The sequence below is a fragment of the Herbaspirillum sp. WTB6 genome, from assembly GCF_057457785.1.
In genome coordinates, this window is record NZ_CP176522.1 from 2,511,313 (window position 1) to 2,526,679 (window position 15,367).

General features: G+C 63.8%; 13 protein-coding genes and 1 pseudogene. 8 read left to right on the top strand and 6 right to left on the bottom strand.

Features of this window, described 5'->3' with window-relative positions:
* Positions 1 to 13: 13 nt before the first annotated feature.
* From ACK2VC_RS11750 to ACK2VC_RS11775, 6 genes and pseudogenes are all read left to right on the top strand, one after another.
* On the top strand, positions 14 to 886 hold the full coding sequence (locus ACK2VC_RS11750; RefSeq protein ID WP_486733226.1) for a branched-chain amino acid ABC transporter permease: 873 nt from the start codon (positions 14 to 16) through the stop codon (positions 884 to 886).
* A complete protein-coding gene (locus tag ACK2VC_RS11755; RefSeq protein ID WP_486730539.1) occupies positions 883 to 1,881 on the top strand; it encodes a branched-chain amino acid ABC transporter permease in 999 nt (332 codons plus the stop codon). Before ACK2VC_RS11750 ends, ACK2VC_RS11755 begins: the two co-directional genes overlap by 4 nt.
* A 2-nt stretch (positions 1,882 to 1,883) precedes the next feature.
* Entirely contained in the window at positions 1,884 to 2,639 is a 756-nt protein-coding gene (locus tag ACK2VC_RS11760) for an ABC transporter ATP-binding protein (RefSeq protein WP_486730540.1), read from the top strand.
* A 49-nt stretch (positions 2,640 to 2,688) separates the two neighbouring features.
* Positions 2,689 to 3,006: pseudogene (locus ACK2VC_RS11765) on the top strand (hemerythrin domain-containing protein); the annotation flags it as partial.
* 252 nt (positions 3,007 to 3,258) lie between these two features.
* Positions 3,259 to 3,960 (top strand): ABC transporter ATP-binding protein, encoded by a 702-nt coding sequence (locus tag ACK2VC_RS11770; protein ID WP_486733227.1) that lies wholly within the window; start codon positions 3,259 to 3,261, stop codon positions 3,958 to 3,960.
* 57 nt (positions 3,961 to 4,017) lie between these two features.
* Positions 4,018 to 5,895, top strand: a complete 1,878-nt coding sequence (locus ACK2VC_RS11775; protein ID WP_486730541.1) for a methyl-accepting chemotaxis protein — start codon at positions 4,018 to 4,020, stop codon at positions 5,893 to 5,895.
* A gap of 159 nt (positions 5,896 to 6,054) precedes the next feature.
* On the opposite strand, the gene ACK2VC_RS11780 is transcribed toward ACK2VC_RS11775, so the two are convergent.
* Positions 6,055 to 7,968 carry a TonB-dependent receptor plug domain-containing protein gene (locus tag ACK2VC_RS11780; protein ID WP_486730542.1) on the bottom strand — a complete coding sequence of 638 codons (1,914 nt, stop codon included), beginning with the start codon at positions 7,966 to 7,968 and terminating at the stop codon, positions 6,055 to 6,057.
* 631 nt (positions 7,969 to 8,599) lie between these two features.
* Between ACK2VC_RS11780 and ACK2VC_RS11785 the strand changes: the two genes are divergently transcribed.
* Positions 8,600 to 9,325: an RNA pseudouridine synthase gene (locus tag ACK2VC_RS11785; protein WP_486730543.1), complete on the top strand. Its 726-nt coding sequence runs from the start codon at positions 8,600 to 8,602 to the stop codon at positions 9,323 to 9,325.
* A gap of 23 nt (positions 9,326 to 9,348) precedes the next feature.
* Positions 9,349 to 10,077 (top strand): glutathione S-transferase, encoded by a 729-nt coding sequence (locus ACK2VC_RS11790; protein ID WP_486730544.1) that lies wholly within the window; start codon positions 9,349 to 9,351, stop codon positions 10,075 to 10,077.
* A gap of 10 nt (positions 10,078 to 10,087) precedes the next feature.
* Here the strand turns inward: ACK2VC_RS11790 and clsB are convergent, their stop codons facing one another.
* The 5 genes from clsB to ACK2VC_RS11815 form a co-directional block, all read right to left on the bottom strand.
* Positions 10,088 to 11,251, bottom strand: coding sequence for a cardiolipin synthase ClsB (clsB, locus tag ACK2VC_RS11795; protein WP_486730545.1), 1,164 nt, complete (start codon positions 11,249 to 11,251; stop codon positions 10,088 to 10,090).
* A 91-nt stretch (positions 11,252 to 11,342) separates the two neighbouring features.
* Positions 11,343 to 12,140, bottom strand: coding sequence for an endonuclease/exonuclease/phosphatase family protein (locus ACK2VC_RS11800; protein ID WP_486730546.1), 798 nt, complete (start codon positions 12,138 to 12,140; stop codon positions 11,343 to 11,345).
* A gap of 12 nt (positions 12,141 to 12,152) precedes the next feature.
* Positions 12,153 to 12,638, bottom strand: coding sequence for a dihydroneopterin triphosphate diphosphatase (nudB, locus tag ACK2VC_RS11805; RefSeq protein ID WP_486730547.1), 486 nt, complete (start codon positions 12,636 to 12,638; stop codon positions 12,153 to 12,155).
* Between the two features lie 223 nt (positions 12,639 to 12,861).
* Positions 12,862 to 14,667 carry an aspartate--tRNA ligase gene (aspS, locus tag ACK2VC_RS11810; RefSeq protein ID WP_486730548.1) on the bottom strand — a complete coding sequence of 602 codons (1,806 nt, stop codon included), beginning with the start codon at positions 14,665 to 14,667 and terminating at the stop codon, positions 12,862 to 12,864.
* 70 nt (positions 14,668 to 14,737) lie between these two features.
* A complete protein-coding gene (locus ACK2VC_RS11815) occupies positions 14,738 to 15,364 on the bottom strand; it encodes a DUF502 domain-containing protein (RefSeq protein ID WP_486733228.1) in 627 nt (208 codons plus the stop codon).
* Positions 15,365 to 15,367: the final 3 nt, after the last annotated feature.

The window sequence follows — 15,367 nt, forward strand, 5'->3', positions numbered from 1 at the left end:
GGAGACACCCATGTTGGCGCAATTTTTGCAGTTTCTGTTTTCGGGGATCACGGTCGGCGCCGCGTATGCGCTGGCAGCGCTCGGATTCACGATCATTTACAACACCAGCGGCGTGATCAATTTCGCGCAAGGCGAATTCATCATGCTGGGCGGGATGCTGTCGGCGGCGCTGCTGACAGTCGGCCTGCCGCTGCCGCTGGCGATCGCGCTGGCGATCGTCGCCACCGGCCTGATCGGTCTCGTGGTCGAGAAGCTGGCGATCGAGCCGGCGAAGAACGCGGAAGTGGTGACGCTCATTATCATTACCATCGGCGCATCGCTGACGCTGCGCGGACTGGTGCAGGTGTGGCTGGGCAAGGGAAACCACGCATTGCCGGCCTTTTCCGGCGAGACGCCGATCCAGATCCTCGGCGCCAGCCTGCTGCCGCAAAGCCTTTGGGTGCTCGGCGTGGCGCTGGTCATCGTGCTCCTGCTCGGCTGGTTCTTCGGCCGGACGACGCTGGGCAAGGCGATGCTCGCGACCTCGCACAACAAGCTGGCCGCGCAACTGGTCGGCATCAATACCAAGGTGATCCTGCTGCTGTCGTTCGGCCTGTCGGCGGTGCTGGGCGCGGTCGGCGGCATCATCCTCGCGCCCATCACCTATACCTCGTATGACATCGGCATCATGCTCGGCCTGAAAGGCTTCGTTGCCGCCGTGCTCGGCGGGCTGGGCGGTGGTGCCGGCGCGATTGCCGGCGGCCTGATCCTCGGCATCGCCGAAGCGATGGCCGCCGGCTATATCTCGTCCGCGTACAAGGATGCAGTGCCGTTCGTGCTGATCCTGTTGATCCTGTTCTTCAGGCCGGACGGATTGTTCGGCTCCAAACTGGCGGAGCGCGTATGAAGACTTCCACCCCGATTGCTGCGCCTAGCGGCACAAGCCCCTTGCTCGGACTGGCCGGGCGCGGATTGGCACGCTACAAGGGCCTGGCCGTACTGGTGGCGGTGCTGGCGCTGCTGCCGCTGCTGCTCCCGAACAGCTTCTACTATGACGTCGTCATCCGCATTGCCATCAATGCCATCGTCGTCATCGGATTGAACCTGCTGATGGGCTACACGGGGCAGATCAGCCTTGGCCACGCCGGCTTTTTCGGCATCGGCGCGTATTCGTCCGGTGTGCTGACCACGCACTTCAGCTGGTCGCCGGTGGCGGCGCTGGTCGCGGGCATACTTGCCAACGGCATCCTGGCCTTCCTGGTTGCGCGTCCGATCCTGAAACTGAAAGGCCATACGCTGGCGATGGCGACGCTGGGACTGGGCATCATCATCTCGATCATCATCAGCAACGAAGCGCAGTACACCGGCGGGCCGGACGGCATTTCCGTGCCGGCGTTCGAACTGTTCGGCTGGGCCCTCTCCGGCGAGAAAACCTGGTACGCGGTGATCGCGGTGCTGCTGGTGCTGGTCACCTGGGCTGCGCTCAACCTGATCGACTCCCCTGGCGGGCGCGCGCTGCAGGCGATCCACGGCTCCGAAGTCGCGGCCCGCGTTGCCGGCGTCGACACCACGCGCTTCAAGGTGCGCATTTTCGTGCTATCGGCGGTCGTGGCCAGCCTGGCGGGTAGCCTGAGCGCCCACTATGTCGGCTTTCTGACTCCCGGCATCGCCGGCTTCTTTCACTCGATCGAGCTGGTGACGATGGTGGTCACTGGCGGCATGGCGTCGGTGTTCGGCTCGATCGTCGGCGCGGCCTTGCTGACCCTGCTGCCGCAAGTGCTGTCGACCTTCGAAGGCTGGGAGACGGTGGTGTTCGGCGTGATCCTGATGGCGACCATGATATTCATGCCCAAAGGCTTGGTGCCTACGCTGGCGCGCCGCTTCGGCAAGCAGGGAAGCTGATCATGTTGAGCGTACGCAATCTCAGCAAGACCTTCGGCGGCGTCAAGGCGGTGCAGGACGTCAGCATCGACATCAAGCAAGGCGCGATCCACTCGGTGATCGGCCCCAACGGTGCCGGCAAGACCACACTGTTCAATCTGATCACCGGCGTCTACACACCCACTTCTGGCGAAATCCTGTTCTGCGACGAGAACGTCGCCGGCAAGTCGCCGGACGAGCTGGCGCGACGCGGCATGAGCCGCACCTTCCAGAACCTGCAGGTGTGCATGAACATGAGTGCGCTGGAAAACGTGATGGTCGGCGCCCACCTGCGCCTGAACCAGGGCCTGATTGCCGGCATGCTGCGATTGCCGGGCATCAGGCGCGCCGACAGCGCCTGCCGCGAAGAAGCGGCCGAGCTGATGCATTTCGTCGGTGTTGGTAAATATCTCGGCCATGCGGCCAGCCAGATGCCGTACGGTGCGTTGAAGCGGCTGGAAATCGCGCGCGCGCTCGCCGCCCGCCCGCAAATCCTGCTGCTCGACGAGCCGGCCGCCGGCTTGAACCATACCGAAACCGGCGAGATCGAAGCGTTGATTCGCAAGGTCGCCGAGTCCGGCGTGACGGTGGTGCTGGTGGAGCACGACATGAAGCTGGTGATGAACCTGTCCAATCACATTTCGGTGCTCGATTACGGCAAGAAGCTGGCCGAAGGCTCACCCGCCGAGGTGCGCGCCAATCCCGACGTGATCGCCGCCTATCTCGGCGCGTCGGCATAAGGAGACATACATGCAAGCCCTCAATATCATCAGCGCGGAGCACAGCGGGATGTGGCGGCTGACGACGGCGCTCGACAGCATCGGCCAGGAAATGCGCAACAGTGGCGCGCATGCGCCGGCGCAGGTGGTGGCGCTGATGCTGGACTACCTGAGTTCGTATATCGACCGCATGCATCACCCAAAGGAAGATGAGTACCTGTTTCGTCTGCTGCGTCTGCGCTCTCCGGAAGCCGGTGCCGACATCGACCGCCTGCGGGCCGAACATGTGCAAGGGCCGGAGCAGCTGGCGGCGCTGCGCGAGTTGACCGTCGCGGTCGCGCAAGGCCGGGCGGAAGCCAGGTCGGCATTCTTCGAGCATCTGGCGCGCTTTACCGGCAGCCTGCGCGAGCACATCCGTTTCGAGGAAACCCGGGTGATGCCGCTGGCAAAAAAAATGCTCACCGCCGCCGACTGGGAAGAAATCGACGCCGCGTTCCTGAACAACGACGATCCGCTGTTCGGCGCCAATGCCAAAACCGAATTCGCGGAACTGCGCTCGCGCCTGGTAACGCTGGCACCGGAGCCGGTCGGCCTCGGCGGCACCCCGCCGGCAGCGTCGGCGTCGGCTGGAACAGCCAAGGTGCTCGAGATCAAGGGCCTGACCAGCCACTATGGGCGTATCCAGGCGCTGCATGGCGTTGATATCGAGGTCGGCGAAGGCCAATTGGTGGCCCTGGTGGGCGCGAATGGCGCCGGCAAGACGACGCTGCTGCGCACCTTGTCCGGAGTGCAGCCGGCCAGCGGCGGCAGCATCCGCCTGCAGGGCGCGGACATCACGCGCATGAGCGCCGACAAGCGCGTGCGTGCCGGCATCTGCCAGGTGCCGGAAGGCAGGCAGGTGTTCGGCCCGATGTCGATCGAGGACAACCTGCGGCTGGGCGCGTTCACGCGGCCCAAGGGCGAGATCGACGCCGAGATTGAAGAGATGTACGCGCTGTTTCCCATCCTCAAGGAAAAGCGGCATCTGCTGGCGGGCACGCTGTCTGGCGGGCAGCAGCAGATGCTGGCGATGGCGCGCGCGCTGATGGGCAAGCCGCGGCTGCTGTTGCTGGACGAACCAAGCATGGGACTGGCGCCCCTGCTGGTCGAGGAAATATTCCGCATCGTCAAGAGCCTGAAGGCGCAAGGCATCACCATCCTGCTGGTGGAGCAGAACGCGCATGCCGCGCTGGCGATCGCAGACGTCGGCTACGTGATCGAAACCGGCAGCATCGCGCTTTCCGGCCCAGGGCGCGAACTGCTGGAAAACGAGCGGGTGAAGGCGGCCTACCTCGGCATGTGATTTTTGCACGCGGGTATGGAACAAGAGCCGGCATGACCGGACGGAGGAGAGAGTGAAATGAACCTGCGCGATTGGCGCATAGGCACGAGATTGGGCGTCGGATTCGGGGCGAGCCTGCTGATCCTGATTTCAACCGTAGTCCTGATGAACGCGACCAATGTCGCGGGCCGGGAAGCGCTGATCGCACAGGTCGAAGCTTCCAACCACAAGAGCGCGCTGGTCGCTTCGATGAAATCGGGGCTGCTGGAAGCCGCGCTGGCGATGTTCGATGCCGGCGCGGCCCGCGAGGCGGAAGCATATCTGGCACGCCATGCGGAAGCACGCGCCAAGTTCGCGGCCAGTGGCCTGCACGAGGAAGAAAAGGCTCGCTTGGCCGGCATCGAGGTGGCCGTGGCCGGGCTGCGTCAGGCATACCGAAAACTAAGCACGCAAGGACAGGAGGGCGACGCCAGCACGGCAGTCGCGCTCAGGGCAGCCGGCACGCAAGCGGTCGCCGCAGTGGATCGCCTTGCCGAACTGCAACAGGGCGAGAGCCGCCGATTGTTTGACGCCGCGGCCGAGCGCGATCGCCAGTTGCTGTCCCTGCTGGCGGCGATCTGCGCGGTCACCGTTGCTTGCGGCGGATTGATTTCCTGGCGCTTGACGCTCAGCATCACGCGTCCGCTGCAGACGGCGGTTTCGATCGCACGCCGGGTCGCCATTGGCGACCTGTCATCGCAGCCGATCGTGGCCGGCCGCGATGAAGTCAGCGACCTCCTGCATTCGCTCAAGACCATGAACGATCACCTGCTGAAGCTGGTGGCGGAAGTGCGGCGCGGTACTGATTCGATCGAAACCGCGTCTGGGGAAATCGCATCCGGTAATGCGGATCTGTCGGTACGCACCGAGGCGCAGGCAGGCTCGCTGGAAGCAACGGCTTCCTCGATGAAGCAATTGACCGAGAAGGTCGGGCAGAACGCCGATAGCGCACGCAATGCCGACCAACTGGTTGCCGGCTCTTCCGAGGTGGCGGGACGGGGCGGGCAGGCGATGCGCGAAGTGGTCGTGATGATGGAGGAAATCAGGAACAGTTCGCGCCAGATCGCCGACATCATCGGCGTCATCGACGCGATCGCATTCCAGACCAATATCCTGGCCCTGAATGCCGCGGTGGAGGCGGCACGGGCCGGCGAGGGCGGCAAGGGCTTTGCGGTGGTCGCGGCCGAAGTACGAAATCTGGCGCAGCGTTCCGCCGGCGCGGCGCGCGAAATCAGGGAATTGATCGTCGGTTCGGTGCAGAGGGTCAATTCAGGCAGCGCCTTGGTCGAGAATGCCGGCCAGACCATGGACGAGATCGTGACCTCGATTGGCTCGGTGGCGCGTATCATGGGCGAGATTGCGCAGGCCAGCCAGGAGCAGCGCGCCGGCATCGAGGAAATCAATCGCGCGATCCTGCAAATGGATGAGATGACGCAGCAGAACGCCGCGCTGGTGGAGCAGGCTTCCGCTGCCACCGAAGGGATGCGTATGCAGGCCGCGGCGCTGGCGCGCTCGGTCAGCGTGTTCCGGCTCGAAAGCAATACCGACGAAGCAGTCGGGATGGTGCGTCGCGCCGCCGCCTGCATTCGGGAAAAGGGCATGCAAACCGCGCTGGCCGCATTCAATCTGCCCGATCCGGCGTTCAAGAAAAACGATCTGTACATCAATGTCATCGACATGAACGGCAATACGTTTGCGCACGGCGAAAACGCCAAGCTGGTGGGCAAGAACCTGATCGACCTGAAGGATGCCGACGGCAAGGGTTTCATCAGGGAGTTCGTGCGTGTTGCTGGCGCCCACGGAAAAGGCTGGATCGATTACCGCTGGCCCAATCCCGTCACTGGCGTGGTCGAAGCGAAATCGACCTATGTCGAAAAGGTGGACGACATGATCGTGGGGTGCGGCATCTACAAATGACGGCCTGTGGATGACCGCGCGATAAGTCCTTTTCCGGCCAGCCTTCGCTTGCCTGGACGTGGGGTGGCTACCGCGTGATGAAGGTTCGCGGTGGCGCTGCGTCGCCCTGATCTGGCGGGGTCAGAATTGCCTCGTTTCGGGCCGCCGCGCCGGTGTTTGCTAGAAGTCGGCGCGCAGGGTTGCGTACAGCGTGCGGCCGCGTTCCGCATAGGTGAAATTCGGCGATTTTTCAGCCAGCCGCAAGTCGCCGATGTTGTTCATGCCGGCGCGCAGTGTCAGGTTCTTGCCGAGTTGTTTGGCGACGCTGGCGTTCCACAGCGTATAGGACGGCAAGTTCGTCGTGCCGCCGGTGGCGATCTGCGAGCCGACCAGTTCGAAACCGCCGCGCCAGCTCCAGCCGCCATCGTTGCGCCAGTCAAGATGCGAAGCCAGCGTGACGTTGGGCCGGTTTTCCAGCCGCTGTCCGGTGTCGCGGTCGCGGGTCTTCAGCAAAGTCAGGGCGCCGCTCCAGTCGAGGCGCGGGTGGAGGGACCAGTTGAAGCCGCTCTCCAGGCCGGTAATGCTCGCCCGGTTGATATTGTCGAAGAGATAGGTCGTGGGTCGCGGCCCCACCCACGCCACAGGACGCTGAAAGATCAGGTTCTGCACTTCATTATGGAACAGCGCGACTCTGAGCGCCAACGGGCCACGCTTCCAGTCGGCGCCGATTTCGATCGAATCCGATTTTTCCGGCTGGATCGCGGGGTTGCCGAGGAAGGTAAACTGGAGCTCGGTGCTGACATAGTTGGGCGAAATCTGCTTTAGCGTCGGCGCCTTGAAAGCGTGGCCGTAGCCACCCTTAATCGCCAACTCCGGCGTGGCTTCCCAGACCAGGTACAGACGCGGGCTGAGCTCCCTGCCAAACAATTCGTGCCAGTCGGCGCGCACGCCGGCAGTCAGCAGCAACCGGTTGTCGATCGCCCATTCATCCTGGATGAAGAGCGCCCGGTGCTGCGCCGAATCGCTGCCGTTTTTCAAGCCATCATTAACCAGCGTTTCCCGACGAAATTCGCCGCCTGCGGTCAGCGCGTGAGCGCCCGCCGAGGCTGCCACGAAACCGTCAAAGACCTGATTGCTCATGTTTTGCGGGCGGGTTGGCGCAACCCCATTGGTCGGCAGGTTTGCGATGTCAAATTCGCTGCGATAAGCGCGCAGTTGACCGCGCCAGTCGCGAAATTCGCCGTTCCATGCCAGGCTGGCGTGCGAACGGCGCAGGTCATAGCGGTTTGTATACGGCCGTCCGGCCTTGGTGACATCGTCAAAAAAGCGCTGTTCGGTGCCGCCGACCCAGTCGGCCTCCAGCCGTTGTTCGCGCGTCAACTGCAGACTCGCGCCGAGGCTGCCGATGGTGGAATCCCGCCCCTCGATTTCCGAATAGCGCGGGTCTTCCTTGCGCGGCACCGGACTGCTGCGGATACGCTCGCCGGCAACGCGCAGGCTGAGGCTGTCATTGATCGGGCCACCGGCGAAGACCGATACGCTGCCACCGTTGCCGCCCGCGTCATTCGCGCTGCTGACGGCGGCCCGGCCGGATGCAGCAACCGAGCCGGTCCAGCGCTCCTTTGGCTGGCGCGTGATCAGGTTGATGACGCCGCCCAGCGCTTCCGAACCGTATAGCGTCGACATCGGGCCGCGGATGATTTCGATCCGTTCGATCGCCGCCATCGGCAGCCAGCCGTACTGGAAATCGGAGTGGCCGACGACGTCATCGGATGGCGAGATGCGGCGGCCGTCGATCAGCGTTAACGTGTGTTTGCCGTCCATGCCGCGTAGTGCCAGCGCCTTGCGCCCACCCACCGTGCTGCGGGGAGTCAAGGTGATGCCGGGGGTGCCGCGCACGGCGTCCAGCAGGTCGGCGGCGTTGCGCGCTTCCAGTTCTTCACGCGGCAACAGCGTGACCGAGGCCGGCGCGGTGCGCGTATCGTGTGCCGACAGGGTCGCCGATACCACGATGTCGGGTAGCGTTGTCTCTTCAGCGCCGGCGGTGCCACAAAGAAGCGCAATGGTGACCCTCAGGATTTTTTTCCTTGGCATGTCCAACCTTTGAAAATCGTTCTGATGTCTGTTCTTGGTTGCCTGCATCGATCTGGAGACGGGCTTCATTTCGACTGGCGCTGAATATTACAGATAGTTGGACAAACCGGGTGATTTCCCACGGTTCGATACCTCTCTTCAGGGGAACGAGGCCGTCCCGCACGGCCGCCGGCACGCATCAGGACTCTCCGAACGGAGCGGCGGCTGGCTAATCGGATGATTGCCCGCTTTGCTTTGCCACCGGGAGCATACGTTCGGCGATGATTTCCGATTGTCAGGACAATTGCTGGCCGGTCGCACACAGCACCTGCGCCAGTACCGGAAGGGCAGCCAGGGTTTTCAGGTTGCGTCCGTGATTACCGCCAGCCGGGCGCAAACGCAGTTTTCGCGGCTGCTGACCGTCTAGTGCGACATCGGATGCGAGGCCGCCGACACCATCAACTCGGGATGTTGAGCGCATTCTTCATCGATTTCGGGAAACATCGGGTCGTTCGTCTCGGCTACCTCCAGCCTGCTGGCCTTGATGGCAGGGGTGATCGCCGGCGTCCTGGTTGCGCGCCGCAAGGCTTTGGCGCACTGGCGATTGACGCAGTCGCTACAATGGGGGCTGACTTTGTTGCGCAGCCATCCGATGACCGAAACCGTCCGCCTTGCCAAACGCCTCGCCGAAATGCTCCCTTGCTCGCGCGGCGAGGCCGAGCGCTATATCGCCGGCGGCTGGGTGCTGGTGGATGGCCAGGTGGTGGAAGAGCCAGGTTTGCGGGTGCTGCCGCAGCAACGGGTGGAGTTGCTGCCGCAGGCGAGCGCGGCGGCACTGGAGCCCATCACGCTGCTGCTGCATAAACCGGCTGGCACGCGTGCTGACAGCGCGGCGCTGCTGCCACTCCTTACCCAGGCGGCGCATGCCGCCGACGACCACACCCGCATCCGTTTCCTGAAGCGGCATCTGGACAACTTGATGCCGGTTGCGCCGCTGGAGGCGGAGGCCAGCGGCCTGCAGGTCTTGACGCAGGATTGGCGGGTAGCGCGCAAGCTGGTGGATGACCTCGCCGGCATCGAACAGGAATATATTGTCGAGGTGGCTGGAGCCGGAGATGCGGCGGCGGATAGTCTGGCCCGGCTGAATCAGGGCTTGCGCTGGAACGGCAAGCTGCTGGCGCCGGCCAAGGTCAGCTGGCAGAACGAAACCCGGCTGCGCTTCGCCATCAAGACGCCGCAGGCAGGTCAGATCGCCGCCATCTGCCGGCAGGCTGGCCTCGATGCGCTGAGCGTCAAGCGCATCCGCATCGGCCGCGTGCCGATGGCCGGCTTGCCGCCCGGGCAATGGCGTTATCTGGCGGGATATCAGCGATTCTGAGGCTTGACCCGAGGAGGGCGGCGATGCGCTACGAACTGTATTACTGGCCAACGATCCAGGGCCGCGGCGAGTTCATCCGGCTGGCGCTGGAGCAGGCTGGCGCCGAGTATGTCGATGTCGCGCGCCGCTCGGCCAAGAGTGGCTTGGGAATGCCGGCCCTGATGCATTTTCTCGAAGACGAAGCCGTCGTCCGGCCGCCGTTCGCGCCGCCCTACCTGAAGGCCGGCGATCTGCTGATCGGCCAGACCGCCAACATCCTGCTGTTTCTCGGCCCGCGCCTGGGGCTGGCGCCGGAAGACGAGGCGGGCCGCCTGTGGGCGCATCAATTGCAGTTGACCATCGCCGATCTGGTCACGGAAATCCACGACAGCCATCATCCGATTGCTGGAGGCCTGTATTACGAAGAGCAAAAGGCCGAAGCGCTGCGGCGCGCTGCCGACCTGACTGCGGAACGGCTGCCGAAATTCCTCGGCTATTTCGAACAGGTCCTGCGGCGCAATCCGGAAGGTGAGCGGCATGCGGTGGGGGCTGCGCTGACGACTGTCGATCTGTCGCTGTTCCAGATCATCGCCGGCTTGCGCTATGCGTATCCAAAAGCCCTGCGCCGGCTGGCGCCTGATTGTCCATTGCTGCTGGCGCTGCACGAGCGGGTCGCGGCCGAGCCACGGGTGGCAAAATACCTGGCTTCGCGCCGCCGCCTGCCGTTCAACCAGAGCGGCATCTTCCGCCACTACCCGGCGCTGGACCGATAGCGACTGCGACTCAGTCGTAGCGGCCCCAGGAAACCAGGCGGATCGCCGCCCGGTACAGCACGAAGATGGTGCCGTTGCGCAAACGCCTGAGCCAGCCGATATGGGAAAAATCGGCTGGCCGCACCGGCACTGCCTCGGCCACGGCGCTTTCGAGGCGGCGCCGCAGGTTTTCGGCAAAGGCGTGATCCTGCACCACCACGTTGGCCTCGTGATTGACGAACAGCGAGAGGCCGTCGTAGTTGCTGGAGCCGACCGTGGCCCATTCGTCGTCCACCACTGCGACTTTCGCGTGCAGATCGGTCTTGCGGTACTCGAAGATGCGCACGCCGGAGGCCAGCAGTTTCGGGTAGAACGAGTGCGCGATCGCATCCTGCAGGTGGAATTGGCCGACCCCGAGCAGCAGCGTGACGGCCACCCCGCGCTGCGCGGCCGATTCCAGCGCCCGCCGCAGCTTGCGCCCCGGCGCGAAATACGGATTGGCCAAGAACGCGCTTTTGCGTGCACGGCCCAGCGCCTGCAGATAGGCGCGCTGGATCGTGCGGCGGTCGCGCAGGTTGTCGCGCAGCACCAGCCCGGCCTGGGCCGGCCCGCCGCCGGCCGCCGGCAGCAAGGCGCGGCTGCGGCGGAAGTTTTCCCAGCGCGCCAGCAGTTTCATGTTGCCGAGCCGGGTCCATTGCGCCGTCATCTCCAGGTACACGTTGGCCACCAGCGTGCCGCGGATGCGGATCGCGAAATCCCAGCGCGGCGCCGGCAGCACGATCTCGGGCCGGCGGTCGGAGACCAGGTCGTCGTTGATGTTGAGGCCGCCGACGAACGCGTAGTCGCGGTCGGTGACGCAGATCTTGCGATGCGTGCGTGCGATGCCGCGCCTAAACCACGGATTGAAGCTGCGGAACTGGACGCCGGCGGCGCCCAGTTGCTGGCGCAGCAGGTTGCAGGTGGCGCGCCCGGTGCCGAGCCAGTCGACCACCACGTACACTGCCACCCCGCGCGCTGCCGCGCGCTGCAAGGCGTCGCGCACCAACACGCCGATGGCGTCCAGCGCGAAGATGTAGGTTTCCAGGAAAATTTCGTGGCGCGCCCGATCGATGGCGTCGATCAGGGATGGGAAATATTGCGCGCCCGATTGCAGCAGCGTGATGTCGTTATCGCCGGTGAAGCTTACCGTGCGCATGGAAAAGTCGGCATCTGTGGCAAATCTCCGTTTGCGTTCTGTCGATGACCGTGGCGGCATGCGTGCTGCGCAGCCTGCTCCCTGTACCTGGCTACATCAGCTCCAGCGTTGCCACGATCGGCGCGTGATCCGATAGTTTAGCCCATGACATGCCGCGCAAGACCTCGGCCGATTGCACCTTGAAGCCGCGCACGTAGATGCGGTCCAGCCGCAGCCACGGCAGCGCCGCCGGAAAGGTGCGGGCCGGCTGCAGGATTTTCTGCTGGCGGCCGCTCAATTGCCGCAGGTAGGAGCCGAAGCCGGCGGCGCTGACCCGCTCGTCGAATACTTCGGAGACGCCCAGGTCCTTGCGCAGCGAGTCGCTCAATTGATCGCCCCAGTCGTTGAAGTCGCCGGCGATGATGATCGGCGAACCGCTGGGCGAGGTGTCGCCAACCGCCTCGATCAAGGCTTCGGTCTGGCGCTTGCGGCCGCCGCCGAACAAGCCCAGGTGCACCACGTAGCAGTGCACTTCGGTGGTCGGCGCCTGGATCACGCAATGCAGGATGCCGCGCGATTCATAGGCATGGTCGGAGACGTTCTTGTTGTCCCAGGAGGCGATCGGGAATGCGCTCAGGAGCGCATTGCCGTGATGCCCGTGGTTGTATACCGCGTTCATGCCGTAGGCCGCGTGGTGCGACTCGCCGGCCAGGAAATCGTATTGCGGCTGCTGCGGCCAGACCGCCGCATGGCGTTCCGCCAGCCGGTCGTGCCGGCCCTGGACTTCCTGCAGGAACACCACATCGGCATCCATCGAGGTCAAGGCCTGTTTCAGACCCAGCACGCGTGGGCGGGTGCCGATCGAGGTCACGCCTTTGTGGATGTTGTAAGTGGCCACACGCAGTTTCATGAATGACTTTGTTTAGTATCGGTGGTGCGGCAATTGCAGGATCGCTTCGGCGTTGGAGGGCGAAAAACACTTGTCCGCCGCTTCCCGGTACGGCAGCCAGCAATAGCGCAGGTGCTCGCGCGGTGCCAGCGTCACCGGCACATCCGGCGTCACCAGCAAGCCGAACACGTGTTCGATGTTACGGGTCACACCGGGCGCATAACGGGCGCGCCACACAGGGTAGATTTCGTAGGTGTTGGAAAGTTGCCAGTTTCGAAGATTGCGCGCCGGAATCCCGACGCCGGCCGGCTGCCGGCCGGCCACGGCGACCCGGATTCCGGTTTCCTCCAGCACCTCGCGCGCCGCAGTCAGTTCCAGCGGTTCTTCCAGCGTGTCTTTCGAGCCGGTTACGGATTGCCAGAATCCCGGCTGGTCGGCGCGTTCCAGCAGCAACACGTCCAGCTCCGCGGTATGGATCACGACCAGTACCGATTCGGGAATTTTATAGCGGGGTTCCATGTTGACAGGATATGCGTCCGAAGCCTGGCTTTTCAAGCAGCAATGATACTACCGGTCCTTGCCCCGGACTGCGCTTGCCGCCATATACTCCTAATTGGAAACATCATTTCCGTATATAAAATGGCCGTTCCAACAACATACTCCTGTTAAACAAGACGGTGGCCGAATAAAAAAGCGCGGTCGCCCGCGCTTTTCATTATGCTCCGAAACGGCGCTGCGTCGCCTATGCTTTTGGCGTCGGCTCGACGTTGCGCAAGCGGATATGGAGTTCGCGCAATTGCTTTTCGTCCACCGGTGACGGCGCGTGCGTCAGCAAGCACTGCGCGCGCTGGGTCTTGGGGAAGGCGATCACGTCGCGGATCGAGTCGGCACCGGCCATCATGGTGATGATCCGGTCCAGGCCGAAGGCGATGCCGCCGTGCGGCGGGGCGCCGTACTGCAGCGCGTCGAGCAGGAAGCCGAACTTCAGTTGCGCTTCCTCGTCGTTGATGTTGAGCGCGCGGAATACCTTGCTCTGGACCTCGGCGCGGTGGATCCGCACCGAGCCGCCGCCCAGTTCCCAGCCGTTCAGCACCATGTCGTAGGCCTTGGCGATGCAGCGGCCGGGATCGGTTTCCAGGTAGTCTTCGTGGCCGTCTTTCGGCGCCGTGAACGGATGGTGGCAGGCGCTCCAGCGCTGCGCTTCCTCATCGTATTCGAACATCGGGAAGTCGATCACCCACAGCGGCTTCCAGACGTCGTCGAACAGGCCGTTCTTGCGGCCGAACTCGGAATGGCCGATCTTCACGCGCAGCGCGCCGATCGCATCGTTGACCACTTTCGCCTTGTCGGCGCCAAAGAAGATCAGGTCGCCGTCCTGCGCGCCGGTCTGCTCGACGATCTGCGCCAGGGCGGCGTCGTGCAGGTTCTTGACGATCGGCGACTGCAAGCCGTCGCGGCCCTTGGCTTTCTCGTTGACCTTGATGTAGGCCAGGCCCTTGGCGCCATAGATGGCGACGAACTGGGTATAGGCGTCGATCTCGGAACGCGGCATGGCGCCGCCGCCCGGCACGCGCAAGCCGACCACGCGCCCGCCGTCCATGTTGGCCGCGCCACTGAACACCTTGAAGTCGACGTCCTTCATCACCGCAGTGAGGTCGGTGAACTGCAGCTTGACGCGCAGATCCGGCTTGTCGGAGCCGTACAGGCCCATCGCGCTGGCGTAGTCCATGACCGGGAACGGATTCGGCAGGTCGACCTCGAGCGCCTTTTTGAACACCAGCCGCATCATGTTTTCAAACAGGTCGCGGATTTCCTGTTCATTCAGGAACGAGGTTTCGCAGTCGATCTGGGTGAATTCCGGCTGGCGGTCGGCGCGCAGGTCTTCGTCGCGGAAGCATTTGGTGATCTGGTAGTAGCGGTCGAAGTTGGCGATCATCAGCAATTGCTTGAACAATTGCGGCGACTGCGGCAGCGCGAAGAATTCGCCGGCGTTCACGCGCGACGGCACCAGGTAGTCGCGTGCGCCTTCGGGCGTCGATTTGGTCAGCATCGGCGTCTCGATATCGATGAAGCCGTGTTCATCGAGGTACTTGCGCACTTCCATTGCCACTTTGTAACGCAGGCGCAGGTTGTTCTGCATTTGCGGGCGGCGCAGGTCGAGCACGCGATGCGTCAGGCGCGTGGTTTCCGACAGGTTGTCGTCGTCCAGCTGGAACGGCGGCGTCACCGACGGATTCAGCACTTCCAGTTGCTGACACAGCACTTCGATCTGGCCCGACTTCAGGTTGGCGTTGCCGGTGCCTTCCGGGCGGCTGCGTACCAGGCCGGTGATGCGCAGGCAGAATTCGTTGCGCACCGCCTCGGCCTGCTTGAAGACGTCGGCGCGATCCGGGTCGCACACGATCTGCACCAGGCCTTCGCGATCGCGCAGGTCGATGAAGATGACACCGCCGTGGTCGCGCCGCCGGTGCACCCAGCCGCACAGGCTGACGGTTTGGCCGAGCAGCGCTTCGGTGACGAGGCCGCAGTAGTGAGTACGCATTGACATGTTGATTTCCAGTTCGGTTTCTATGGCGCCAGGCGATGGGGCGTAATCGGCCCCGGCAAGCCGGCTTGATTTACATTTTGGGCGGGTTGATGACGGCTTTGTCCCTGGCTTGTTCCGGCGCCACCACGCCCATCGAGATGATGTATTTGAGGGCCGCGTCGACGCTCATGTCGAGCTCGATCACGTCGCTGCGCGGCACCATCAGGAAGAAGCCGGAAGTCGGGTTGGGCGTGGTCGGGACGTAGATGCTGATGTAGTCGCCCTGCAGGTGATTGCGCACATCGCCGCCAGGCGCTCCGGTCAAAAAGGCGATGGTCCAACTGCCGTGGCGCGGATACTGTACCAGCAGCGCCTTGCGAAAGGCGTTGCCGGACGACGAAAACAGCGTGTCGGACACCTGCTTGACGCTGGAATAGATCGAATTGACGACCGGAATCCGGGTCAGCATCGATTCCCACATCAGCACCACCCGGTTGCCGACGAAATTGCGCGTCGCCAGGCCGGTCAGGAAGATCACCAGCAGGGTCAGGATCGTGCCCAGGCCGGGAATCCGGAAGCCGAACAGCGCCTCCGGCCGCCAGCGTTCCGGCAGTAGCAGCAGCGATTGATCCATGGTGCCGATGATCAGGTTCAGCACCCACAGGGTGATCGCCAGCGGAACCAGTACCAGCAAGCCGGTGATGAAATATTTACGCATTTT

What these genes read in the sequence shown, in the direction of transcription:
- ACK2VC_RS11755 (WP_486730539.1), top strand. Translation starts at nt 883, where the DNA reads ATGAAGACTTCCACCCCGATTGCTGCGCCTAGCGGCACAAGCCCCTTG.
- ACK2VC_RS11760 (WP_486730540.1), top strand. Translation starts at nt 1,884, where the DNA reads ATGTTGAGCGTACGCAATCTCAGCAAGACCTTCGGCGGCGTCAAGGCG.
- ACK2VC_RS11775 (WP_486730541.1), top strand. Translation starts at nt 4,018, where the DNA reads ATGAACCTGCGCGATTGGCGCATAGGCACGAGATTGGGCGTCGGATTC.
- ACK2VC_RS11780 (WP_486730542.1), bottom strand. Translation starts at nt 7,968, where the DNA reads ATGCCAAGGAAAAAAATCCTGAGGGTCACCATTGCGCTTCTTTGTGGC.
- ACK2VC_RS11785 (WP_486730543.1), top strand. Translation starts at nt 8,600, where the DNA reads ATGACCGAAACCGTCCGCCTTGCCAAACGCCTCGCCGAAATGCTCCCT.
- ACK2VC_RS11790 (WP_486730544.1), top strand. Translation starts at nt 9,349, where the DNA reads ATGCGCTACGAACTGTATTACTGGCCAACGATCCAGGGCCGCGGCGAG.
- clsB (WP_486730545.1), bottom strand. Translation starts at nt 11,251, where the DNA reads ATGCGCACGGTAAGCTTCACCGGCGATAACGACATCACGCTGCTGCAA.
- ACK2VC_RS11800 (WP_486730546.1), bottom strand. Translation starts at nt 12,140, where the DNA reads ATGAAACTGCGTGTGGCCACTTACAACATCCACAAAGGCGTGACCTCG.
- nudB (WP_486730547.1), bottom strand. Translation starts at nt 12,638, where the DNA reads ATGGAACCCCGCTATAAAATTCCCGAATCGGTACTGGTCGTGATCCAT.
- aspS (WP_486730548.1), bottom strand. Translation starts at nt 14,667, where the DNA reads ATGTCAATGCGTACTCACTACTGCGGCCTCGTCACCGAAGCGCTGCTC.
- ACK2VC_RS11815 (WP_486733228.1), bottom strand. Translation starts at nt 15,364, where the DNA reads ATGCGTAAATATTTCATCACCGGCTTGCTGGTACTGGTTCCGCTGGCG.